Origin of the sequence: Azohydromonas sediminis (assembly GCF_003574675.1) — a bacterium.
In the GTDB taxonomy this organism is placed as follows: domain Bacteria; phylum Pseudomonadota; class Gammaproteobacteria; order Burkholderiales; family Burkholderiaceae_C; genus Calidifontimicrobium; species Calidifontimicrobium sediminis.
In genome coordinates, this window is the sequence record NZ_QOAZ01000025.1 from 1 (window position 1) to 21,712 (window position 21,712).

Consider the following 21,712-nt stretch of genomic DNA (forward strand, 5'->3'; position numbering starts at 1 on the left):
ATGCTCAAGCGGCTGATCGCCAACATCGGCGCGGCCTTGCAGCACGTTCGGTCAGCTGCGGAGCAGTTCAAGGACCTCGACCGCTGGGGCTGCCTGCTGCGCTACGTCAGCGACCGCATAGCCCCGATCGTCGGCCCACCACGACCCGCGGCTGGCCTGCCAGCGACGGGGTAACTGCCGGATTTAGGATAATTTGTTTTTTGACCGCAGCACATCGACTGCCCCAGGAGAGAGCATCCATGACCGATTTGTCCAAGCGAGCCCTGATGCGGCTGGCCGGTGCCGCCGGCGTCATCGCCACCGCGGCCCTCGTCGGCTGCGGCAAGAAGGAGGAGCCGCCGCCGCCCGCACCCGCCCCCGCGCCGCAGGCCGAAGCGCCGAAGCCCGAGCCGCTGAAGGCGGCGTGGGTCTACGTCGGCCCGGTCGGCGACGCCGGCTGGACCTTCGCGCACGACCAGGGCCGCAAGGCGGTCGAGGCGCACTTCGGCGACAAGGTCGTGACGACCTTCGTCGAGAAGGTGCCCGAGGGCGCGGACGCCGAGCGCGTGATCCGCGACCTGGCGCAGCAAGGCAACAAGATCATCTTCGCGACCAGCTTCGGCTTCATGGAGGCGATGCTGAAGGTCGCCGCCGAGTTCCCCGACGTCAAGTTCGAGCATGCGACCGGCTACAAGACGGCCGACAACATGCGCATCTACGACGCCAGCTTCTACCAGGACACCTGCATGGCCGGCGTCATCGCCGGCCACATGACGAAGACCAACACGCTGGGCTTCGTCGGCAGCTTCCCGATCCCCGAGGTGCTGCGCAACATCAACGCCTTCATGCTCGGCGCGCAGAGCGTCAACCCGAAGGTCAAGATGAAGGTCGTGTGGGTCAACACCTGGTTCGATCCGCCGAAGGAGGCCGACGCCGCGCAGAGCCTGGTCAACCAGGGTGCCGACGTGCTGCTGCAGAACACCGATTCGACGGCGGTGCTGCAGACGGCCGAGAAGAACGGCAAGTACGCATTCGGCTGGGACAGCGACATGAGCGCATTCGCGCCGAACGCGCACCTTGCGAGCGCCGTCGTCAACTGGGGCCCGTACTACATCAAGGCCATCGAAGAGTTGATGAACGGCACCTGGAAGGTCGAGCGCACGGTGTGGGGCGTCAAGGAAGGCCTCAACGACCTGATCAAGATCGCCGACATCGTTCCCGAGGCGGCGAAGAAGCGCATCGAGGAGATCAAGGCCGGCCTGAAGGACGGCAGCTTCGAGCCCTTCACCGGGCCGATCGTCGACAACACCGGCAAGGAGCGGCTGGCCAAGGACCAGAAGGCCGACCGCGCCTGGAAGGACAGCGTCGACTTCTTCGTCAAGGGCATCGAGGGCAAGGTGCCCGGCAAGTGACGCGGGCGCACCGCCCGGCGACGACGGCGGCCTTCGGGCCGCCGTTTTCGCGGAGCACGTCGTTTGTCGTGCTTGTTGTATTGCTTTGCGCGCTGCGTGCTCTCGGCCGGCTGCGGCGGATCGCGACCGTCTGCATGTGACGGGCTGCGCGTGGCGCGCGGCCCGGGCATGCGTGCTCCGGCCCACGCTCGCGCGTCACTGGCTGCGGACTGCCGCGGTTGTGCCGTCGTCACCGCGTCCTCATGCAACGGTCGGGGCGAGCGCGAATCGGGCCTGCGCCCGCATGCCCGCCCCACGCGCCATGCCGACGGACTAGCAGTGCCGTCGCGAGCCCTGCCGCCACGACCTCCGCACGCCCAACAGGCGTTCAGAGAGCGCCTCGGGCCGCAAGCCGCCGCACTTCTGGGCGGGCACCCGCAGCTCGACGCTCACCCGGCGGACCGGTGCCGCTGCAACGACGCCACGCGCACACCGAGCAGTCGCAGCCGCCGGTCGAGCGCGACCCGCTTGAGGCACTGCCCGGCGGCGCCGCGGATCGCGGCCGCGTCGGCCACCGCGTGCGGCAGCGTCAGGTCGCGCGTGACGGTGCGGAAGTCATCGAAGCGCAGCTTGATGCCCACCGTGCGCCCGGCGTAGCCCTTGCGCTGCAGGTCGGCCGCCACGCGCTCGCACAGCGCCGTGAAGATGCGCGACAGCTCGGCGCGGTCGCGCTGCGCGTGCAGGTCGCGCTCGAACGTCGTCTCGCGGCTCATCGACACCGGCTCGTGCGCGGTGACGACGGGCCGTTCGTCGCGCCCGTGCGCGGCCTCGTGCAGCCAGCGGCCGTACGCGTGGCCGAAGCGTTCGACGAGCCACGCCGGCTCGCACGCCGCGAGTTCGCCGATCGTCGTGACGCCGAGCTGCGCGAGCTTCGCGCCCGCCTTCGGGCCGATGCCGTTGATGCGCCGCACCGGCAGCGGCCAGATGCGCGTCGGGATGTCGGCTTCGGTCAGCAGCGTCAGGCCGTCGGGCTTGTCGAGTTCGGACGCGATCTTCGACAGCAGCTTGTTCGGCGTCACGCCGATCGAGCACGTCAGCCCCGTCGTGCGGCGCACGCTGTTGCGGATCTCCTGCGCCAATGCACGCACGCCGCCGAACGGATCGTGCCCCACGGCGTCCTGCGCGCCGGGCACGTCGGTGAGGTCGATGTAGATCTCGTCGATGCCGCGGTCCTCGATCACCGGCGCGATCTCGGCCACCGCGGCCTTGAACGCGCGCGAGCAGCGCCGGTACTCGTCGAAGTCGGTCGTCAGCAGCACCGCGTGGGGGCACTTTAGCGCCGCCTTCATCAGCCCCATGCCCGAGTGCACGCCGAACGCGCGCGCGGCGTACGTGGCCGTCGTGACGACACCGCGCCCGGCGTAGCCGGCCAGCGTCGCGAAACGGCGAGTGCCATCGGCGAGCACTTCGGGCTGGTGACGCCGCCCGCCGCCGATGACGACCGGCAGTCCCTTCAGTTCCGGGTAGCGCAGGAGTTCGACCGACGCGTAGAACGCGTCCATGTCGAGGTGGGCGATCCAGCGGCGCACGCGCGGATTGTGGCCGGGTGGCGGTCTCGCCCGCCGCCATCACGAGGCGGTGAGACCGCACCGGTATCATGGCTGCGAGAGGAGACCCCCGATGACGCTCCGCTCGACATCGCCGACCTTCCTTCAGCGGATGCGCCTGGGCGCCGGGGCCGCCGTTCTGCTGGCGCTCGGCGCCTGTGGCGGCAGCGATGCGCCGCCGAACTGCCCGGCGGGGTTCACCAGCGCGGTCAGTCCGCCGCAGGGGTTCAACTTGGCGGTGTGCGTCGTCAACCTGGCCGTCGCGCAGTCCTACGACATCCTGGACTACGACGCGTCGGTCGAGCCGTCGTCGACCTCCGAGTACACGCTGAGTCTGGAGAACCCCGGGTACGGTTGGGCGATGCCGAGCCCGCAGGACCTCGACGATGCGACACCGCCGCGGTTCAACTCGTACGGCGCCTACGACGTCTACGCGGTCGACAAGCGGGTCGCGGTCGGCACAGTCAACAACGACTACTACGTGTTCTCGTTCGCGCGGGCGCCACGGGTCGACGGCACCCTGCCGAATGCGGCGGAGATCCTGCCGATGAGCCACTTCGACTACGGCATGTGGGACGCCGAGCGCGCCGACGCGGCAACGCCCGACATCTTCGCGCGCTACAGCGGAGGCTGGTACGTCGCCATCAACGCGAGCACGAAGCCGGCCGTCGCGACGACGTACCGTGGGCTGGTGTTCTTCCGCCACGTCGATCGCAACGTCAGCCGCTATGCGTCGCGTGAAATGACGGGCGTGACCTTCGATCCGGCCGTCGGCGCCGACGGCACCCTGGCCGGCAGCATCGGCAGCCTGAGCTACACGCCGACCCCGCTGCCCCAGCAGGTGATCCCCCCGCTGCGGTTCACGAGCGTGACGGTCGACCCCGACGGCCGCGTGACCGGCACCGTCGTCAATGCCGACGGCTTCCCGCCGGCGCAGGGCGAGTTCGAGGGCCGCTTCGGCGGGCTGGCCGGCAGCGAGGGCGACGAGTTCGTCGCGCGCGTGTCGGTGGTCCTCCCGGTGTCGAACCCGCCGGTACGCGCGGTCGGCTTCATCGCGCTGAAGAAGCAGTGACGCCGCGGCGGGCGGTGCGGCAACGGCAGAGTCAACCGCCCAGCCGCTGCCGGTGCCGCGCGACCTGCGCACGCACCTGTGCCGGCGCCGTGCCGCCGAGCACGGCGCGTGCGGCCATCGAGCCGCGCAGCGACAGCACGTCGAACACGTCGGCGTCGATCGCCGGGTGGAACGCGCGCAGCTCGTCGAGCGACAGCGCCGCGAGATCGACACCGCGGCCGATCGCGGTCTTCACGGCGTGCGCGACCGTTTCGTGCGCGTCGCGGAACGGCAGTCCCTTCTTGACGAGGTAGTCGGCGAGGTCGGTCGCCGTCGCGTAGCCGCGCCGCGCGGCCTGCTCCATCGCCTCGGGCCTGACGGTGAGCCCGGCCATCATGTCGGCGAAGATGCGCAGCGTGTCGCGCAGCGTGTCCACCGTGTCGAACAGCGGCTCCTTGTCTTCCTGGTTGTCCTTGTTGTAGGCCAGCGGCTGGCCCTTCATCAGCGTCACCAGGGCCATCAGGTGGCCGACGACACGGCCCGTCTTGCCGCGCGCGAGCTCGGGCACGTCGGGGTTCTTCTTCTGCGGCATGATCGAGCTGCCGGTGCAGAAACGGTCCGGCAGCGCGACGAAGCCGAACGGCTGGCTCATCCACACGATCAGCTCTTCGCTCAGCCGGCTGACGTGCACCATCACGAGGCTCGCCGCGGCGGCGAACTCGATCGCGAAGTCGCGGTCGCTGACGGCGTCGAGGCTGTTCTGGCACACGCTTTCCATGCCCAACTCGCGCGCGACGCGCTCGCGGTCGAGCGGGTAGCTGGTGCCGGCGAGTGCCGCGGCGCCCAGCGGCAGGCGGTTGACGCGCCGGCGCACGTCGGCCAGGCGCTCGGCGTCGCGCGCGAACATCTCGACGTAGGCGAGCAGGTGGTGACCGAAGCTCACCGGCTGCGCGACCTGCAGGTGCGTGAAGCCGGGCATCACGACGTCGGCGTGGCGATCGGCCTGGTCGACGAGCACGCGCTGCAGCTGCTCGAGCAGACCGGCGATCACGTCGATCTCGCCGCGCAGCCACAGCCGGATGTCGGTGGCGACCTGGTCGTTGCGGCTGCGTCCGGTGTGCAGCCGCTTGCCGGCGTCGCCGACGAGCTGTGTCAGCCGCGCCTCGATGTTCAGGTGCACGTCCTCGAGCTCGAGCTTCCACTCGAACGTGCCGGCCTCGATCTCGCGTGCGATCTGCGCCATGCCGCGCTCGATGTCGGCGAGGTTCTGCGCGCCGATGATCCCCTGCGCCGCGAGCATGCGCGCGTGCGCGAGGCTGCCGGCGATGTCGGCGCGCCACAGCCGCCGGTCGAAGCCGACGCTCGCGGTGTAGCGCTGCACGAGTTCGTCGACCGGCTCGGAGAACAGCGCGGACCAGGCTTCGGACTTGTTGGCGAGCGGGTTGGCGGACGTCATGGGCGGGCTCGAGGGGGCCGGTGGCGCGGGCGGCGGAGCGCCGCGAACGGCCAAAAAAGCGGGCGAAGCGACCGCCTCACGTCGCCGCGGCAGGCGAGGGGCGGGCCGACAATGCAAGTGGCCGAGATTCTATCGACCGCCCGCCTCGCCGAAGCGACCCCGGCGGTGGGCGACGAGCGCGCTGCCGCCCCACCGATGACCGCCGATTCGCGCCTGCCCGCTGCCGCCGACGCTGCGTCGTCGACGTGGGGTTCGACGCGCCCCGCGGGGCACGACGCGGGCGTGCCGCAGCGCTCGGCGTCGGCGGTGGAGTTCGAGGCCTGCCACCCCGCGTTCGCGCTGCGTGCGCTGCTCGCGATCCAGGGCGTGCTGACGGTCGGCGCCGGGCTGCTCGCGCAGACCTGGGCGCAGGCGCTGGCGCTGCTGGGCCCGCTGCTGGCCGCCGGGCTCGTCGGTACCTTGCTGTGGCTCGTCGTGCTGTGCGCCCTGCGCCGGCCCCTGCAGCGCGCCGCGCCGGGCGTGCGCCTGGCCGCCGGGCTGACGCTCGCGGGCGCGCTGGCCGTGCTCGCGTGCCTGCCGCTGGTCGCGCTGGACCTGTTCGCGTGGAGCGTGCCGCGCGCGCTCGCGCTGCCGCTGGCCGGCGCGGCACTGGCCGCGCCGCTGATGGCGTGGCTCGAGGCGCGTGCGCGCGCAAGGCGCCCGGCCGACGCGTCGGCGCGGCTGGCCGAGCTGCAGGCGCGCATCCGCCCGCACTTCCTGTTCAACGCGCTGAACACCGCGATCGCGCTCGTGCGCGTCGAGCCGGCGCGCGCCGAGGCGGTGCTCGAGGACCTGGCCGAGCTGTTCCGTGTCGCGCTCGCCGAGCCGCGGCCGGCGACGACGCTGGCCGACGAGATCGAACTCGCGCAGCGCTACCTCGCGATCGAGCAGTTGCGCTTCGGCGATCGGCTGCGCGTCGAGTGGGAACTCGACCCGGCCGCCGGCGCCGCGCTGATGCCACCGCTGGTGCTGCAGCCGCTGGTCGAGAACGCGGTGCGACACGGCATCGAGGGGGCCCGCGGCGGCGGCGTGCTGCGCGTGCGCACGCGCGCGCGGCGCGGGCAGGCCGAGGTCGCGATCGACAACACCGTCGCCGGCGGGCCGCCGAACCCCGGCCACGGCATCGCGCTGGCCAATGTGCGTGAAAGACTTCGCCTGTTGCACGACGTCGGCGCGCAGTTCGACGCACGCCGCGACGGCGACCGCTATCGTGTGCGCATCGTCGTGCCGCTGTAGGTGACTGCCGTACCGATGACGTCTGCGTTGCGTGTGCTGATCGTCGACGACGAGCCGCTCGCGCGGCTGCGCCTGTCGTCACTGGTGCAGGAGTGCGCCGACCCGCCGTGCCGCGTGGCCGGCGAGGTCGGCGACCCGGCGTCGGCGCTGGCGTGGCTGGCCGCGCATGACGCCGACGTCGTGCTGCTCGACATCCAGATGCCCGGCGCCAGCGGGCTGCAGCTGGCCGAGCGGCTGCGCACCGACGCGGCCTATGCCGGGCGCGTCGGTGCGATCGTGTTCGTCACCGCGCACGGCGAGCACGCGTTGCACGCGTTCGACCTCGAGGCCACCGACTACCTGACCAAGCCGGTGCGCCGCGAGCGGCTGCAGCAGGCGCTCAAGCGCGCCGCGCAGCGGCTGGCCGCGCCCACGACCGCGGCGGCCCCCGAAGACGACGGTGTCGTCGTCGTCAACGAGCGCGGGCGCGTGATCCGCGTGCCCGTGTCGGAAGTGCTGTACCTGAAGGCCGAGCTGAAGTACGTCACGCTGCGCACCGCGTCGCACACGCACCTGCTCGACGAGTCGCTGACCGAGCTCGAGCCGCGGCTCGCGGGACGCTTCATCCGCATCCACCGCAACGCGCTGGTGGCCAAGCGCGCGGTGCGCGCACTCGAGCGCCGCGCGCTCGGCACCGACGACGGCGAAGGCGGCGAGGGCTGGGCCGTGCGCGTCGCGCCGACCGACGAGTGGCTTGCGGTGTCGCGCCGCCAGCTGCCGGCGGTGCGCGAGGCGCTGGCGGGCGACGCGCTGTAGCGACGCCGGCCGCGCGGCGTCAGCGCGTCTTCGCGACGATGAAGGCCAGCGCGGCGCGGTAGCCGTACACGCCGAGGCCGGCGATCACGCCCTCGGCGACGTCGCTGAGGTACGAGTGGTGGCGGAACGGCTCGCGCTTGTGCACGTTGCTGATGTGCACCTCGACGAACGGGATCGCGACGCCGGCCAATGCGTCGCGCAGTGCGACGCTGGTGTGCGTCAGCCCGCCGGGGTTGATGACGATCCAGTCGACGCGGCCGCGCCCGGCATGGATGCGGTCGATCAACGCGCCTTCGTGGTTGCTCTGGAAGCACTCGAGCCCGACGCCGGCGGCCGCGGCGTCGGCGGCGAGCATCGCCTCGACGTCGGCCAGCGTCGTCGCGCCGTAGATCTGCGGCTCGCGCGTGCCGAGCAGGTTCAGGTTGGGGCCGTTGAGGACGAGGACGTTCATGTGAGCAGTATGGCGCAGCACGGCAGCGGCTGGAGCCGGCGGTAACCGCCACCGGAACATCGCGCCGTTTCGGCCGCTTATCGGGCTCAAGTCGGCGCCCCCCGCCGGCAACATGCCGTGCGTTGCCCCGCTGCCGCCATGGCCGACGAGTCGTCCCAGAACAAGACACTGCCCGCGACCCCGCGCAAGATCCGCAAGGCGCGCGAGGAAGGGCAGGTCGCGCGCTCGCGCGATCTCGGGCACTTCGCCGTCGTCGCCGGCGCGCTCGGCGCGCTGCTGCTGGCCGGGCCGCTGCTGGCGGCGATGCTGCGCGAACTGGTGGCCGACGGGCTGCGGGTCGATCCGGCGCTCGTCGCCGACCCGCGGCGCATGGCCGAGCGCCTGGCCGGCTTCGTCTGGCAGGGCGGCGCCGTCGTGATCGCGCTGGGGGCGCTGGTGATCGCGCTCGCCGTCGCCGCGGCGACGCTGGTCGGCGGCTGGAACTTCACCGCCAAACCGCTCGTGCCCAAGCTCGGCAAGATCAACCCGATCGCCGGCTTCGGGCGCATGTTCTCGAAGCAGCAGCTCACCGACACGCTCAAGGCCAGCGTGCTCGCCGTCGTGCTGGGCACGATCGGTGCGCTGTACCTGCACGGCAAGCTCGGAGAGATCCAGCAGGTCATCGCGCTGCCGCTGCCCGCAGCGCTCGCCGAGGCGTCGGGCTTGCTGTTCGGCGGGCTCGCGCTGCTGGCGCTGGCGCTGGCCGGCTTCGCGCTCGTCGACGTGCCGCTGCAGCGCCACCTGCTGGCCCAGCGGCTGAAGATGAGCCACCAGGAAGTCAAGCAGGAGCTCAAGGAGACCGAGGGCAGCCCCGAGGTCAAGGGCCGCATCCGCACGCGCATGCGCGAGATGTCGCGCACGCGCATGCTCGCCGCCGTCGCCGGGGCCGACCTGGTGGTCATGAACCCGACGCACTACGCGGTGGCGCTGAAGTACGACGAGCGCGCGATGGCCGCGCCGCGCGTCGTCGCCAAGGGCACCGACCTGCTGGCGCTGAAGATCCGCGACCTCGCGCACGAGGCGCGCGTGCCAGTGCTGCAGGCACCGCCGCTGGCGCGCGCGCTGTACGCGCACACCGAAGTCGACCACGAGGTGCCCGCAGCGCTGTTCGCGGCTGTCGCCCAAGTGCTCGCGCACGTGTACCGGCTGCGCGACGCGCTCGGCCGCGGGCGTGTCGGCGACATCGCCGAGGGCGACCTGCCGCCGCTGCCGGTGCCGCCCGAGCTCGACCCCCACCGCCGCCGCGGCGCCGCGGGAGCTGACGCATGAACGCGCTCGTGCAGCAGGTGCAGACCTGGCTCGGCGGCGAGGGCGGCGCGTCGGGCGCCGCGACGGCCAAGGCGCTGATGGCGCCGGTGTTCGTCGTGCTCGTGCTGGCGATGATGGTGCTGCCGCTGCCGCCGTTCGCGCTCGACCTGCTGTTCACGTTCAACATCGCGCTGGCGCTCGTCGTGATGATGGTCGCCGCGCAGATGCGCAAGCCGCTCGAGTTCGCCGCCTTCCCGGCGGTGCTGCTGATTACGACGCTGCTGCGGCTGTCGCTCAACGTCGCCTCGACGCGCGTCGTGCTGATGGAGGGCCACACCGGCACCGGCGCCGCTGGCCGCGTGATCGAGAGCTTCGGCCACTTCCTGATCGGCGGCAACTTCGCGGTCGGCCTGATCGTGTTCGCGATCCTCGTCGTCATCAACTTCATCGTCGTCACCAAGGGTGCCGAGCGCATCGCCGAGGTCGGCGCGCGCTTCACGCTCGATGCGATGCCCGGCAAGCAGATGGCCATCGACGCCGACCTCAACGCCGGGCTGATCGACGAGGCCGAGGCCAAGCGCCGGCGCGCCGAGGTCGGCGAGGAGGCCGAGTTCTTCGGCTCGATGGACGGTGCGAGCAAGTTCGTGCGCGGCGACGCGATCGCGGCGCTGCTGATCCTCGTCATCAACGTCGTCGGCGGGCTGCTGATCGGCATGCTGCAGCACGGGCTGTCGGCCGGCGAGGCGGCGAGCAACTACGTGCTGCTCGCGGTCGGCGACGCGCTCGTCGCGCAGGTGCCGGCGCTGCTGATCTCGGTGGCCGCGGCGATGGTCGTCACGCGTGTCGGCAAGGGGCAGGACATAGGCACGCAGATCCGCGCGCAGATGTTCGACTCGCCGAAGGCGCTGGCGATCGCCGCGTCCATCGTCGGCGCGCTCGGGCTGATCCCGGGCATGCCCAACGCCGTGTTCCTGCTGCTCGGCGCGGCGATCGGCGCGCTCGCGTGGACGCTGCACCGGCGCGCGCAGCGCGCCGCGGCCGCGCCGCCGGCGGCGGACACCGAGGTCGCGCCGGCCAACGCCGAGGCGAGCTGGGACGACCTGGTGCCGGTCGACACGCTCGGGCTCGAAGTCGGCTACCGGCTCATCGCGCTGGTCGACAAGTCGCGCCAGGGCGACCTGCTCGGCCGCATCAAGGGCGTGCGCAAGAAGTTCGCGCAGGACGTCGGCTTCCTGCCGCCGCCGGTACACATCCGCGACAACCTCGACCTCAAGCCCAGCATGTACCGCGTGACGCTGCGCGGTGCCGTGGTCGGCGAGGGCGAAGCCTTCCCCGGCATGCTGCTGGCGATCAACCCGGGCGGCGCGACGCAGCGCCTGCCTGGCACCACCACCACCGACCCGGCGTTCGGGCTGCCTGCGGTGTGGATCGAGGAGCGGGTGCGCGAGCAGGCCCAAATGGCCGGGTTCACCGTCGTTGATTGCGCGACCGTCGTCGCGACCCACCTCTCACACTTGATGCAGGTCCACGCCGCCAAGCTGCTGGGCCGCGTGGAGACGCAGGCGCTCGTCGACCACATCACGAAGCTGGCGCCCAAGCTGATCGAAGACGTGATCCCCAAGATGGTCGGAATCGCCACGCTGCAGAAGGTGCTGCAGCTGCTCCTCGAGGAAGGCGTGCACATCCGGGACCTGCGCTCGATCGTCGAGTGCCTCGCCGAGCACGCCTCGACGGTGACCGACCCGGCCGAGCTCGCGCGGCGCGTGCGCATCCACCTCGCGCCGGCCATCGTGCAGCAGATCTACGGGCCGGTGAAGGAGCTCGACGTGATCGCGCTCGAGCCCGAGCTCGAGCGGCTGGTCACCCAGGCGCTGACGAGCCCGCACGGTGCCGCGCTCGACCCCGGCATCGCCGACACGCTGGCGCGCAGTGCCGCCGACGTCGCGCGCCAGCAGGAGGACCTCGGCGTGCCCGCGTGCCTGCTCGTGCCCGACGCGATCCGCGTGCCGATGGCGCAGCTGCTCAAGCGTGCCGCGCCGCGGCTGAAGGTGCTGGCGCACAGCGAGATTCCTGACACCCACACGATCCGCATCGGTTCGATCCTCGGAGCTGCGACATGAACGTCAAGCGTTTCACCGGCCGCACCTCGCGCGAAGCCCTGCAGGCCGTGCGCCAGGCCTTCGGCGAGCACGCCGTCGTGCTGTCCACGAAGCCGTGCGCCGAAGGCGTCGAGGTGCTGGCGATGGCCAGCGACGGCCTGCAGCACATCGAGCAGCTCGCGCAGACGGCGCCGAAGGCCGCGGTGGCGGCGCGCGCCCACACCGAGCCGCGCACGGCAGCCCGCGCAGAGCGCAGCGCGCGCGAGGAGCGCCGGGAGCGAGTCGAGCCGCGGCTGGACCTCGAGCGCGAGTTCGCACCGACGCAGAGCCCCGAGCCCGACGCCGAGATCGACACCGACGTCGGCCGCGACGTCGAGCGCCTCGCGATGAGCACGCTGTCGTTCCAGGACTACGTGCGCGAGCGCATGCTCAAGCGCCGCCGCGCGGCGATGTCGCCGGCCCCGGCAGCGGCCGTCGCGCCGGCAGCCGCCTCGGCGCCGTCGCGGGCCGCGGCGCCGCTGCCCCCGCCGGCCGAGACGGCCGCCCCGACGCCGGCGCACCACGTGCCCGTGCTGCGCGACGACATCCGCCTCGATGCGGCGCACGTGACGCCCGACGCCGAGCGCGCCGCGCGCCGCGAGCAGGCCGAGATGATGAACGAGCTGCGCGCGATGAAGGGCCTGATCGAGCAGCGCTTCGGCGCGCTGGCCTTCATGGAGAAGCTGCAGAAGAGCCCGGCGCAGGCGACGCTGAGCCAGAAGCTGCTCGACGCCGGCTTCTCGCCGGGGCTGATCCGCAAGCTCGGCGAGGCGCTGCCCGCCGATGTCGCCGACCCGATGGCCTGGGCCGCCGGCGTGCTCGAGCGCAACCTCGTCGCCGCCGAGCAGGAGCCCGCGCTCGAAGACCTCGGCGGCGTGTTCGCGCTGATCGGCTCGACCGGCGTCGGCAAGACGACGACCACCGCGAAGATCGCCGCCGCGTTCGCGACGCGCCACGGCGCCGGCGTGCTCGGCCTGATCACGCTCGACGCATACCGCGTCGGCGCCCACGAGCAGCTGCGCACCTACGGCCGCATCCTCGGCGTGCCGGTGCACACCGCGCACGACCGGGCCTCGCTCGACGACCTGCTCGACCTGCTGTCAGGCAAGAAGATGGTGCTGATCGACACCGCCGGCATGGCGCAGCGCGACAGCCGCACGCGCGAGTTGCTCGACATGCTGCAGCACCGCAGCATCCAGAAGCTGCTCGTCGTCAATGCGTCGGCGCAGGGCGAGACGATCGACGACGTGCTGCTGTCGTGGCGCGCCAGCGCCTGCCGCGGCGTCGTGCTCAGCAAGATCGACGAGGCCGTCAAGCTCGGGCCGGCGCTCGATGCGCTGATCCGCCACAAGGCGCACGTGATGGGCGTGGCCAACGGGCAGCGCGTGCCCGAGGACTGGCACCGCCTGTCGGCACAGGCGCTGGTGCAGCGCGCGCTGCGCGCGAGCGCGCCCACCGCTTGGCAGATGGGCCGCGACGACGTCAACCTCGTGTTCGCGGCGATGCCCGCTGCTGCCGCCGCGGCGCCGCTGCACGTCTGAACCCGCCGCGCCGCTGCCGATGATCGACTTCTACGCCTCGCGTCCCGGCCCGCTCGACCAGGCCGACGGCCTGCGCCGGCTGTTCGCGGCGTCGCGCGCGGTCTTCGTCGCGCTGGCCGCCAACGCACGCGTGCCCTTTGCCGGCGTGCTGATCGAGCGGCTGACGACGGCGTTCGCCGCGCTCGGCCGCCACGTGCTCGTCGTCGACGCGGCCGAGACGTCGCCCGCCACACCCGAGCTCGCGTGGCTCGACCTGGCCGCGTGCATCGAGCCGCTCGCGCCGCACCTGTCGTACCTGCCGGCGCGCGGGCTGCCGCGGCGCCACGTCGACACGCGCGGCTGCGCCGACGGGCTGCTCGTCGCGCTCGCCGACGCCGCGCCGCAGGCCGACACCATCGTCGTGCACGCCGGCGCGAGCGACCTCGCGCGCCTGTTCATGCGTCGCGCGGTGCGCCCGGTGCTGATGGCCGCCGACCAGCCCGCCAGCGTGACCGAGGCCTACGCGAGCCTGAAGCTGCTCGCGCTGCGCAACGGCTGGCGCGCGTTCGACCTGCTGCTCGCCGCGGCGCCGAACTCGCCGCGGCGCGAGCGCATCGCGCCGCAGCTGGCCGACTGTGCCGACCGCTTCGTCGGCGCCGTGCTGCACGACTGGGCCGTCGTCGACCCGGCCGCCGAGGCCGGCGACGTGCCCGACGCCGCGCTGCTGCGCCTGGCGCACGGCCTGCTCGAGACGCACGACGCGCTGGCCGCCGCCCCCGCTGCCCGCTTTCCCGTCGCGCCGGCCGACCGCACGCCGGCGTGGCACTGACCCCGGAGCCCCGACCGATGTACACCGCCAAAGGCCGACTCGACCACAGCGCCCTGCTCAAGCAGTACAGCCCGCTCGTGCGGCGGCTGGCGCACCAGATGATCGCCAAGCTGCCGGCCAACGTCGAGCTCGACGACCTGATCCAGGTCGGGATGATCGGGCTGAACGACGCGCTCGGGCGCTTCGACGCCGCGCAGGGCGTGCAGTTCGAGACCTTCGCGACACAGCGCATCCGCGGCGCGATGCTCGACGAGCTGCGTGGCAGCGACTGGATGAGCCGCGGCAACCGCCGCCAGCAGCGCAGCATCGAGGCCGCAGTGCACAAACTCGAGCAGAAGCTCGGCCGCGCGCCGACCGAGGGCGAGATCGCCAAGGAGATGGGGCTGAGCCTGGCCGAGTACCAGGACCTGCTCGGCAAGGTGCGCGGCACGCAACTCGTCTACCTCGAGGACATGAGCGGCGACGACGGCGACGACAGCTACCTCGACCGTCACGTCGCCGACGAGGACGCCAACCCGATGGGGCTGCTCGAGGACCGCCGCATGCGCGAGGCGCTCGTCGAGGCGATCAAGAACCTGCCCGAGCGCGAGCAGTACGTGATGAGCATGTACTACGAGCAGGACATGAACCTGAAGGAGATCGCCGCGGTGCTCGGCGTGACCGAGAGCCGCGTGTGCCAGCTGCACAGCCAGAGCATCGCGCGGCTGCGCGCGCGGCTGCGCGAGTGGTGAAGCGACCCCACCGGCGACGGGAGGCAAGCGCATGTTGACCCTGTTCCGCACCAAGCCGGCTCCGGCGCCCGAGGCCGACGCGGCCGCCGCATCGGCCGCGACCCCGCCATCGGCCGGTGCCGCCGGCCGCGACGGTGCCCTGATGCACCGCCTCGCGCGCGAGACGGCGCAACTCGGTCGCGAGGCGGCCGAGGTGCGCGGCGTCATCGACGACACGCAGAAGGCGTCGGTGCGGCTCGCGCAGTCGCTGCAGGCGCTGGCGCAGCGGCTGCACGACGTCTCCGAGGTGCAGCAGGCCATCGGCGCGCACACCGCGCAGGGCTCGGCCGCGGTGGCCGGCGCGCGCGAGGCGGTCGAGGCCGTGGGCGGCGAAGTGGCCGGCATCGTCGACACGCTGCGCGAGGTGGCCGGCGCGGCCGGCGAGATCACGCAGATCGCGCTGCAGACGCGGCTCGTCGCGTTCAACGCCAGCGTCGAGGCCAAGCGCGCCGGCGAGGCCGGGCGCGGCTTCGGCGTCGTCGCCGACGCCGTGAAGGACCTGGCGGCCAAGGTCGAGGCCTCGTCGAAGGCGATCATGGAGACGGTCGGGCGCCTGGACGGGCGCATCGCCGCGCTGGCGCGCGAGATCCAGTCGCGCGAGGGCGCCGGTGACGACGTCGGTGCGGTGCACCGCGCGCTCGCGCAGGTCGACGCCGGTGTCGCGCGCATCGCCGAGGCCGCGCAGCGCAGCCGCGACGTGGTGGCCGACGTCAACCGCCAGATGGGCGCGATCGAGGCCGACATGCGCGCCAGCGCGAAGGCGCTCGACAGCGCGCTCGGGCGCAGCGAGGCCTTCCTGAAGGCGAGCGAGGCGCTGATCGAACTGGTCGCCGACGCCGGCATCGAGACCGAGGACACGCCGTACATCCGCGCCGCGCAGCAGGCGGCGGCGCAGATCTCGCAACTGCTCGAGGGGGCGCTGCGCAGCGGCGCGATCAGCAGCGCCGACCTGTTCGACGAGCACTACGTGCCGATCCCCGGCACCGACCCGCCGCAGCACATGACGCGCTTCGTCGCGCTGGCCGAGCGGCTGTTTCCGCAGGTGCAGGAGAAGGTGCTCGAGATGTCCGACAAGGTCGTGTTCTGCATCGCGGTGGACCGCAACGGCTACATCCCGTGCCACAACCGCAAGTACAACCAGCCGCAGCGCCCGGGCGACGTCGCGTGGAACACCGCCCACGCGCGCGGGCGGCGCATCTTCAACGACCGCACGGGACTGGCCAGCGCGCGCAACCAGCGCCAGTTCCTGCTGCAGACGTACCGCCGCGACATGGGCGGCGGGCGCTTCGTCGTGCTCAAGGAAGCCGCGGCGCCGATCACCGTCGACGGCCGCCACTGGGGCGGGCTGCGGCTGGCGTTCGAGTTCTGACGGCCGCGGCGGCGCTCGCGCCGCGCCGGGCCTTCGGTTAAGCTGACCCTCGCACCGCGCGGCTGCGCCGGGGATGTCCCCGCGTCACCGCGCGCCACGACGAGGAGGCGGCATGGTCGACGCGTTCCACCCGATCATCTACGTGCGCGGCTACGCGATGACCGCCGGCGAGCGCGACGAGACCGCCGCCGACCCGTTCTGCGGCTTCAACACCGGCTCCACCGTCTACCGCGCCGCGGTCGACCGCGGCGCACCGGCGAAGAAGTTCGTCTTCGAGTCGCCGCTGCTGCGGCTGACGACCGACTTCGGCTACCGCGACGTCTACGAGAACGGGCTGGGCATCATGGACCCGGACTGGCAGCCGCCGCCGGGCCCCGACGGCGAGCCCGGCACCGGCATCGCGCGCCGCTCGATCATCGTCTACCGCTACTACGACTCGGGCTCGAGGCTGCTCGGCGACGGCAAGGCGCGCGAGATCGAGGTCTACGCCAAGGGCCTGAGCGACCTGATCCTGCGCGTGCGCCAGCTCGTGTGCGCGCGCAAGTACGACGGCGTGACGCCGGCGAGCTTTCGCTGCTACCTCGTCGCGCACTCGATGGGCGGGCTCGTCGTGCGCGCGTTCCTGCAGAACGCGCGTCTGGGCGACGACCGCGCGCGCCGCAGCGTCGACAAGGTGTTCACCTACGGCACGCCGCACAACGGCATCGAGGTGCTTGGCATCAACGTGCCGTCGTGGCTGAGTGCCAGCGAGATCGACACCTTCAACCGCGAGCGCATGGCCAAGTACCTCGACCTGGCCGAGCCGTACAAGCGGCTCAAGCGCGTCGACCTGCTGCCCGAGCGCGCGTTCCCGTCGCAGCGCTTCTTCTGCATGGTCGGCACCAACCGCGGCGACTACGAGGCGGCGATGGGGCTGTCGCGGGCGTTCGCCGGGCACGGCAGCGACGGGCTCGTGCGCATCGAGAACGCGCGCGTGTGGGGGCTCGACGACGCCGGGCAGATGACGGCGCCGGCGCCCACCGCGTACGCTTACCGCGCGCACAGCGGCTTCTTCGGCCTCGTCAACAGCGAGGAGGCGTACCAGAACCTGACGCGCTTCCTGTTCGGCGACTTGCGCGTCGACATCTGGGTCGACGTCGACGAGGTGCGGCTGCCGAAGGCGCTGCAGCGCAAGAAGGTCGAGGCGCTGTACCAGTTCGAGCTGCTCGCCGGGCCGCGCGGCAAGCGCTGGTACCTGACGCGCCGCGTCGCCGAGGAGGACTCGCCGGCGTGCCGCACGCACGCGCAGCTCGCCGGCGGCACCCGCCCCGGCGACCGCAACGTCTACCTGTCGACCGTGTTCCTCGCCAACCGTGCGCGCGTCAACCCCGAGCGCGCGTCGCTCGCGTACGCGATGACGCTCGGCGTGCGCGTGCCCGACTACCAGGTCGACCAGCGCTTCTGGGCCGACGAGCACTACGAGGGCGGCTACCTGTTCCGCGACACCGCGATCATCGAGATGGTGCCGCCGTCGCAGCCCGGGCACGACTGGGTCGTGAACCACGGGTGGCAGAGCGAGACGGCGACCCGTGCGCGGCACGCGCTGTCGTACGACCAGCTCAAGAGCGGCCAGATCCAGTTCACGATCCCGTTCGACAGCGGCGCCGACCCCGGCATCGCCGGCCACATCCGGCTCGTCGCGCAGGCCTGGAATGTCTAACCCGTTGAATCCCGTTGGAATGGCACACGACGACGACCGCACCGGCCGGCCGCCCGATGCCGCGTGCCTGGCGCCGACCGCGCTGCTCGACAGCGACCACCCCGACGTCGTCGCGTTCGCGCGCCGCCACGCGGTGGGCGCGAACGACCGTGAGCGCGCGGTCGCACTGTACCTCGCCGTGCGCGACGGCTTCCGCTACGACCCGTACCGCATCGACCTCACGCCCGAGGGCATGCGCGCGAGCACCGTGCTGGCCGCCGGTCACGGCTGGTGCGTGCCGAAGGCCGCGCTGCTCGCCGCCGCCGCGCGGGCCGCTGGGATCCCGGCGCGCGTGGGCTACGCCGACGTGCGCAACCACCTGAGCACCGAGCGCCTGCACCGCACGATGGGCACCGACGTGTTCATCTGGCACGGCTACGTCGACCTGTGGCTCGACGGCGCGTGGCGCAAGGCGACGCCGGCGTTCAACGTCGAGCTCTGCGAGCGCTTCGGGCTGCTGCCGCTCGAGTTCGACGGCGTGCACGACTCGCTGTATCACCCGTACGACCGCGCCGGGCAGCGCCACATGGAGTACGTGCGCCAGCGCGGCAGCTTCGACGACATGCCGCTGGCGCGCATCGTCGCCGACTTCGAGGCGACCTATCCGCGCTGGGCGCTGCTGGCGGGGGGCGCGCGCTTCGAGGACGATGTCGCGCGCGAGTGACGCCGCCGCGTCGGCGCAACGCAGGCGGCGCGGTGACTCAGGCGTGGGTCGTGCCGAAGCCGCTGCGCTCGCCGGCGCCGCTCGCCGAGTACAGCGCCGCCGGCGTCGCGGTCGACGGCATCAGCACGTCGATCGCGCGGTCGAGCGCGGCGGTTGCGCGTGCCAGCGACTCGCGCTGCGCGGCGACCTGGCCACTGGCCAGCGCCAGGCGCTGGCGCAGTTCGAGAGGCACCGCGCCGCGACGCGCGGCCTGCGCGAACTGCGCGACGGCCACCGCCAGCGCGCGGTGCAGCGCGCTCGCGTGACGTTCGATGTCCTCGCTGTCGCGTTCGCACAGCGCCCTGCCGAGCGATGCCAGATGCTGCTCGACGGCGGCCAGCGCCGACTCGAGCACGGCGTCGGCGGCGGTCGGGACGGGGGCAGGGCGGGGGCTCGGTGCGGGGCTGGGCGGCATGACGGCAAGGGGCGCGCGCGGGCGCCGTGATGGGGAGCGCCGCCGCGGCGGCGCGGCGGGGTTCAGCGCGACGTGCGGTCGAGCAGTTCGCGCGCGTTGGCGATCAGCTTGTCGGCGATCACGTCGGCGTTGACCTCGTACTTGCCGTCGCGGATCGCCTGCGCGATGCGCTGCACCTTCTCGGCGTCGAAGTCGGCATTGCCTTCGGTCACGGCCAGCGCAGCCGCCGAGAGTTCGACCTTCGCGCTCTCCTCCTGCCCGGTGGTCTGGGGTTTGGCCGGGGCCGCGGCGGCGGAAGAGCGCTCGCCGCCGACGGGGACGACGGCAGCTTTGGGCTCGAGCGGGCCGATCTTCATGGTGTGCTCCAGCGGTCGGCGGGGGCCGACCCATTCAACATGTCGGTGGTATCGGTGCGCGGGCGCCCGACTTGAGGGCTGACGGGGCCGATTGTGCGCCCGACCCCCGAAACGCGGGGGACGCCGGTGGCGGCGGGCGGGCGGCGCGTCACAGGGTCACCTCGACGCGCGACGGCGCCACCGGCACGCCGGTGACGATGCGCCCGCTGTCGGTGCGCACGCGCACGCGCTGGCCTTCGATGCCCGCAGCCATCGCCTGACCCTGGCCGCTGATGCGGTAGCCGCGCCCGACCGCGACGACCTGCACGACGTCGCCGGCGGCGAACCACTGGCGCGCCCGCAGGTCGGCGGCGCGCACCGGCGCGCCGGCGGCCAGCGGCCGCGCGAGCGTGCGCCCGAGCAGCAGCGGCTGCTCGACGACACCGCCGGCGGCGAGGTCGACCTCGGCGCGGCGCAGGTGCGCCGCCTCGAGTTCGGTGCCGGCGGCCAGGTCGGCCGCGGCGACCCAGCCCGGCGCCAGTACCTGCACCGTCGCGGGCAGGTGCACGTGCCAGCGCGTCGGCCCGGCGGTGCAGCGCAGGCCGACGCGCACCGCGCCCCACGCCGACGCGGGCCACTGCGGCTCGATGCGTTCGCACGGCGCGAGCCGCAGCCGCGCGTCGAGCCGGCCGAGTTCGACGACGGTGCGCGCACCCGGCGGCACGCCGGGATGCGCGGCGGCCGCCTGCTGCAGCGTGGCGCGCAGCTGCTCGCGCAGCGCCGCGTCGGGCACCTCGGCGACGGCCGCCTGCGCCACGGCGGCGAGCGACGCGGCGGCCAGCGCAAGGCCGGCGCCGACACGCCCGCACAGCCGGAAGGCGAAGCGCACGACGTCCACGCGCCCGCTGCCTCGGGGGCTGGGTACGGCGTCGCGACGGGGTCTGCGATGGACTTTCACGCCCGCCAATGTAGGCCGCCGCCACCGGCACGAGGCGCGGAATTGGCCGTTCGAGCCTGCCCTTATCCGGGTCAAGCCGCGCAGGGCGCTGCCCACAATGACCCGCAGTCCATCCGCCACGGGAGCCCCCCGTCCAGCCATGCTGCCACGCCTCGGTCAGGTGCTCGATTTCCAGTCGCAGGCGCTGCTGCTGCGCGCCGAACGCCAGCGGCTGATCGCCAGCAACATCGCCAACGCCGACACGCCCGGCTACCAGGCGCGCGAGATGGACTTCGCGCAGGCGCTGCGCGAGGCCACCGCCGGCGTCGCGCCGGCGGGCACGGTCGCGCGCACCGCTCCCGGGCACATCGCGCCGGCCGCGAACCTCGGCGGCGAGCGCCACCTGCGCTGGGCCGCCGCGAGCCAGACCAGCCTCGACGGCAACACCGTCGACATGGACCGCGAGCGCGCCTCGTTCGCCGACAACGCCGTCAAGTACGAGGCCGCGCTGCGCTTCATCAACGGCAGCGTGCGCACGATGCTCGACGCCATCAAGGGCCAGAGCCAGTGAGGCGCTGAGCGCCACAGGAGTCCGCCATGAGCCTGATGAACATCTTCAGCGTCGCCGGCAGCGCGGTCAGCGCGCAGAGCCAGCGGCTCAACGTCGTCGCGTCGAACCTGGCCAACGCCGACACCGTCGCCGGCCCCGACGGCCAGGCCTACAAGGCGCGTCAGGTCACGTTCGCGACGCACTTCTTCGGCGACACCGGCAACGCCGGCGTGCGCGTGAGCACGGTGCGCGAGGACAACACCCCGGGGCGGCGCGTGCACGACCCCAAGCACCCGGCGGCCGACGCCGAGGGCTACGTGACCTACAGCAACGTCAACGCGGTCGAGGAGATGGTCAACATGATCTCGGCGTCGCGCTCGTACCAGAACAACGTCGAGGTCATGAACACGACCAAGCAGCTGCTCACGCGCACGCTGCAGATGGGCCAGTGACGCGATGGCTGCGATCGACGCCCTCGCCACCGCGACCGCCGCTGCGACCGGCACGTCCGCGACGTCGCGCAGCGACGTCGACGCGCAGGACCGCTTCCTCAAGCTGCTGGTCGCGCAGCTGAAGAACCAGGACCCGCTGAACCCGCTCGACAACGCGCAGGTCACGAGCCAGATGGCGCAGATCCAGACGGTGGCCGGCGTCGAGCGGCTGAACACGACGGTCGAGTCGCTGTCGGGCCACTTCGCGCAGATGCAGGCGCTGCAGGGCGCCTCGCTCGTCGGGCGCGACGTCGTCGTCGAGGGCGACCGGCTGTCGCCCAACGACGCGGGGCTGGTCCAGGGCGGCTTCGAGCTTGCGCAGCCGGCCGACCGCGTGCGTGTCGAGGTGCTCAGCCGCGCCGGCCTCGTGATCGACACCGTCGACCTCGGCGCGCTGGGCAGCGGCCGCCACGGCTTCGAGTGGGTGCCTGCCGCCGGCGTCGACGCGACGCTCGGCGAGCGCTTCCGCGTCGTGGCCAAGAGCGGCACGACCGCGGTGGCCGCGACGCCGCTGATGCGCGACCGTGTCGATGCCGTCGTCGCCGGCGACGTGCTGACGCTCGAGCTGCGCCACGTCGGCAGCGTGCCCTACGCCGCCGTCAAGGCGTTCAACTGACCCGAAACA

Annotated in this window: 21 protein-coding genes; 15 read left to right on the forward strand and 6 right to left on the reverse strand. The window is 72.7% G+C overall.

What is annotated here, in order from left to right; all coding sequences use genetic code 11:
• Nucleotides 1–239 precede the first annotated feature (239 nt).
• Nucleotides 240–1,391 (forward strand): BMP family ABC transporter substrate-binding protein, encoded by a 1,152-nt coding sequence (locus tag DRV96_RS12765; protein ID WP_119291680.1) that lies wholly within the window; start codon nt 240–242, stop codon nt 1,389–1,391.
• A 428-nt stretch (nt 1,392–1,819) separates the two neighbouring features.
• Here DRV96_RS12765 and dinB read toward each other — a convergent pair whose 3' ends face one another.
• A complete protein-coding gene (gene dinB, locus DRV96_RS12770) occupies nt 1,820–2,932 on the reverse strand; it encodes a DNA polymerase IV (protein ID WP_235823395.1) in 1,113 nt (370 codons plus the stop codon).
• Nucleotides 2,933–3,050: 118 nt separating this feature from the next.
• On the opposite strand from dinB, the gene DRV96_RS12775 reads away from it, so the two are divergent.
• A complete protein-coding gene (locus tag DRV96_RS12775) occupies nt 3,051–4,049 on the forward strand; it encodes a hypothetical protein (RefSeq protein ID WP_162911041.1) in 999 nt (332 codons plus the stop codon).
• 31 nt (nt 4,050–4,080) lie between these two features.
• Here the strand turns inward: DRV96_RS12775 and argH are convergent, their stop codons facing one another.
• Nucleotides 4,081–5,484 (reverse strand): argininosuccinate lyase, encoded by a 1,404-nt coding sequence (gene argH, locus DRV96_RS12780; protein WP_119291686.1) that lies wholly within the window; start codon nt 5,482–5,484, stop codon nt 4,081–4,083.
• Nucleotides 5,485–5,679: 195 nt separating this feature from the next.
• Between argH and DRV96_RS12785 the strand changes: the two genes are divergently transcribed.
• Nucleotides 5,680–6,759 carry a sensor histidine kinase gene (locus DRV96_RS12785; RefSeq protein ID WP_119291789.1) on the forward strand — a complete coding sequence of 360 codons (1,080 nt, stop codon included), beginning with the start codon at nt 5,680–5,682 and terminating at the stop codon, nt 6,757–6,759.
• A gap of 15 nt (nt 6,760–6,774) precedes the next feature.
• Nucleotides 6,775–7,554 (forward strand): LytR/AlgR family response regulator transcription factor, encoded by a 780-nt coding sequence (locus DRV96_RS12790; protein ID WP_119291688.1) that lies wholly within the window; start codon nt 6,775–6,777, stop codon nt 7,552–7,554.
• 19 nt (nt 7,555–7,573) lie between these two features.
• Here the strand turns inward: DRV96_RS12790 and aroQ are convergent, their stop codons facing one another.
• Nucleotides 7,574–8,005, reverse strand: coding sequence for a type II 3-dehydroquinate dehydratase (aroQ, locus tag DRV96_RS12795; protein ID WP_119291691.1), 432 nt, complete (start codon nt 8,003–8,005; stop codon nt 7,574–7,576).
• 138 nt (nt 8,006–8,143) lie between these two features.
• Here aroQ and flhB point away from each other — a divergent pair, with 138 nt between their 5' ends.
• From flhB to DRV96_RS12835, 8 genes are all read left to right on the forward strand, one after another.
• Nucleotides 8,144–9,313: a flagellar biosynthesis protein FlhB gene (gene flhB / locus DRV96_RS12800; RefSeq protein WP_119291693.1), complete on the forward strand. Its 1,170-nt coding sequence runs from the start codon at nt 8,144–8,146 to the stop codon at nt 9,311–9,313.
• Nucleotides 9,310–11,412 (forward strand): flagellar biosynthesis protein FlhA, encoded by a 2,103-nt coding sequence (gene flhA / locus DRV96_RS12805; RefSeq protein WP_119291694.1) that lies wholly within the window; start codon nt 9,310–9,312, stop codon nt 11,410–11,412. The genes flhB and flhA overlap by 4 nt, the downstream gene beginning before the upstream one ends.
• Nucleotides 11,409–12,971 (forward strand): flagellar biosynthesis GTPase FlhF, encoded by a 1,563-nt coding sequence (flhF, locus tag DRV96_RS12810; protein ID WP_119291697.1) that lies wholly within the window; start codon nt 11,409–11,411, stop codon nt 12,969–12,971. The genes flhA and flhF overlap by 4 nt, the downstream gene beginning before the upstream one ends.
• 19 nt (nt 12,972–12,990) lie before the next feature.
• Nucleotides 12,991–13,779 (forward strand): MinD/ParA family ATP-binding protein, encoded by a 789-nt coding sequence (locus DRV96_RS12815; RefSeq protein ID WP_119291699.1) that lies wholly within the window; start codon nt 12,991–12,993, stop codon nt 13,777–13,779.
• A gap of 17 nt (nt 13,780–13,796) precedes the next feature.
• Nucleotides 13,797–14,510, forward strand: coding sequence for an RNA polymerase sigma factor FliA (locus DRV96_RS12820; RefSeq protein ID WP_119291701.1), 714 nt, complete (start codon nt 13,797–13,799; stop codon nt 14,508–14,510).
• 31 nt (nt 14,511–14,541) lie between these two features.
• On the forward strand, nt 14,542–15,918 hold the full coding sequence (locus tag DRV96_RS12825; RefSeq protein ID WP_119291703.1) for a methyl-accepting chemotaxis protein: 1,377 nt from the start codon (nt 14,542–14,544) through the stop codon (nt 15,916–15,918).
• A gap of 112 nt (nt 15,919–16,030) precedes the next feature.
• On the forward strand, nt 16,031–17,617 hold the full coding sequence (locus DRV96_RS12830; RefSeq protein ID WP_119291705.1) for an esterase/lipase family protein: 1,587 nt from the start codon (nt 16,031–16,033) through the stop codon (nt 17,615–17,617).
• A 19-nt stretch (nt 17,618–17,636) separates the two neighbouring features.
• Nucleotides 17,637–18,320: a transglutaminase domain-containing protein gene (locus DRV96_RS12835; RefSeq protein WP_210757043.1), complete on the forward strand. Its 684-nt coding sequence runs from the start codon at nt 17,637–17,639 to the stop codon at nt 18,318–18,320.
• A 37-nt stretch (nt 18,321–18,357) separates the two neighbouring features.
• Here DRV96_RS12835 and DRV96_RS12840 read toward each other — a convergent pair whose 3' ends face one another.
• From DRV96_RS12840 to flgA, 3 genes are all read right to left on the reverse strand, one after another.
• A complete protein-coding gene (locus DRV96_RS12840) occupies nt 18,358–18,774 on the reverse strand; it encodes a hypothetical protein (RefSeq protein WP_162911042.1) in 417 nt (138 codons plus the stop codon).
• 62 nt (nt 18,775–18,836) lie between these two features.
• Entirely contained in the window at nt 18,837–19,130 is a 294-nt protein-coding gene (gene flgM / locus DRV96_RS12845; RefSeq protein ID WP_119291711.1) for a flagellar biosynthesis anti-sigma factor FlgM, read from the reverse strand.
• Nucleotides 19,131–19,278: 148 nt separating this feature from the next.
• Nucleotides 19,279–20,007, reverse strand: a complete 729-nt coding sequence (gene flgA / locus DRV96_RS12850; protein WP_235823391.1) for a flagellar basal body P-ring formation chaperone FlgA — start codon at nt 20,005–20,007, stop codon at nt 19,279–19,281.
• 199 nt (nt 20,008–20,206) lie between these two features.
• Between flgA and flgB the strand changes: the two genes are divergently transcribed.
• The 3 genes from flgB to DRV96_RS12865 are packed head-to-tail and all read left to right on the forward strand — an operon-like array spanning nt 20,207 to nt 21,703.
• The gene (gene flgB, locus DRV96_RS12855) at nt 20,207–20,617 is read left to right on the forward strand and encodes a flagellar basal body rod protein FlgB (RefSeq protein ID WP_119291716.1); all 411 of its coding nucleotides are present in this window, start codon (nt 20,207–20,209) and stop codon (nt 20,615–20,617) included.
• 26 nt (nt 20,618–20,643) lie between these two features.
• Nucleotides 20,644–21,048 carry a flagellar basal body rod protein FlgC gene (flgC, locus tag DRV96_RS12860; protein ID WP_119291718.1) on the forward strand — a complete coding sequence of 135 codons (405 nt, stop codon included), beginning with the start codon at nt 20,644–20,646 and terminating at the stop codon, nt 21,046–21,048.
• A gap of 4 nt (nt 21,049–21,052) precedes the next feature.
• Entirely contained in the window at nt 21,053–21,703 is a 651-nt protein-coding gene (locus DRV96_RS12865) for a flagellar hook assembly protein FlgD (protein WP_119291720.1), read from the forward strand.
• Nucleotides 21,704–21,712: the final 9 nt, after the last annotated feature.

Coding starts and splice junctions, on each gene's coding strand:
- DRV96_RS12820 (WP_119291701.1), top strand. CDS start 13,797: ATGTACACCGCCAAAGGCCGACTCGACCACAGCGCCCTGCTCAAGCAG.
- aroQ (WP_119291691.1), bottom strand. CDS start 8,005: ATGAACGTCCTCGTCCTCAACGGCCCCAACCTGAACCTGCTCGGCACG.
- DRV96_RS12835 (WP_210757043.1), top strand. CDS start 17,637: ATGGCACACGACGACGACCGCACCGGCCGGCCGCCCGATGCCGCGTGC.
- DRV96_RS12815 (WP_119291699.1), top strand. CDS start 12,991: ATGATCGACTTCTACGCCTCGCGTCCCGGCCCGCTCGACCAGGCCGAC.
- DRV96_RS12840 (WP_162911042.1), bottom strand. CDS start 18,774: ATGCCGCCCAGCCCCGCACCGAGCCCCCGCCCTGCCCCCGTCCCGACC.
- DRV96_RS12830 (WP_119291705.1), top strand. CDS start 16,031: ATGGTCGACGCGTTCCACCCGATCATCTACGTGCGCGGCTACGCGATG.
- flgM (WP_119291711.1), bottom strand. CDS start 19,130: ATGAAGATCGGCCCGCTCGAGCCCAAAGCTGCCGTCGTCCCCGTCGGC.
- flgB (WP_119291716.1), top strand. CDS start 20,207: ATGCTGCCACGCCTCGGTCAGGTGCTCGATTTCCAGTCGCAGGCGCTG.
- DRV96_RS12785 (WP_119291789.1), top strand. CDS start 5,680: ATGACCGCCGATTCGCGCCTGCCCGCTGCCGCCGACGCTGCGTCGTCG.
- DRV96_RS12825 (WP_119291703.1), top strand. CDS start 14,542: ATGTTGACCCTGTTCCGCACCAAGCCGGCTCCGGCGCCCGAGGCCGAC.
- flgC (WP_119291718.1), top strand. CDS start 20,644: ATGAGCCTGATGAACATCTTCAGCGTCGCCGGCAGCGCGGTCAGCGCG.
- DRV96_RS12790 (WP_119291688.1), top strand. CDS start 6,775: ATGACGTCTGCGTTGCGTGTGCTGATCGTCGACGACGAGCCGCTCGCG.
- flhF (WP_119291697.1), top strand. CDS start 11,409: ATGAACGTCAAGCGTTTCACCGGCCGCACCTCGCGCGAAGCCCTGCAG.
- flhA (WP_119291694.1), top strand. CDS start 9,310: ATGAACGCGCTCGTGCAGCAGGTGCAGACCTGGCTCGGCGGCGAGGGC.
- DRV96_RS12775 (WP_162911041.1), top strand. CDS start 3,051: ATGACGCTCCGCTCGACATCGCCGACCTTCCTTCAGCGGATGCGCCTG.
- DRV96_RS12865 (WP_119291720.1), top strand. CDS start 21,053: ATGGCTGCGATCGACGCCCTCGCCACCGCGACCGCCGCTGCGACCGGC.
- argH (WP_119291686.1), bottom strand. CDS start 5,484: ATGACGTCCGCCAACCCGCTCGCCAACAAGTCCGAAGCCTGGTCCGCG.
- flhB (WP_119291693.1), top strand. CDS start 8,144: ATGGCCGACGAGTCGTCCCAGAACAAGACACTGCCCGCGACCCCGCGC.
- DRV96_RS12765 (WP_119291680.1), top strand. CDS start 240: ATGACCGATTTGTCCAAGCGAGCCCTGATGCGGCTGGCCGGTGCCGCC.
- dinB (WP_235823395.1), bottom strand. CDS start 2,932: ATGGACGCGTTCTACGCGTCGGTCGAACTCCTGCGCTACCCGGAACTG.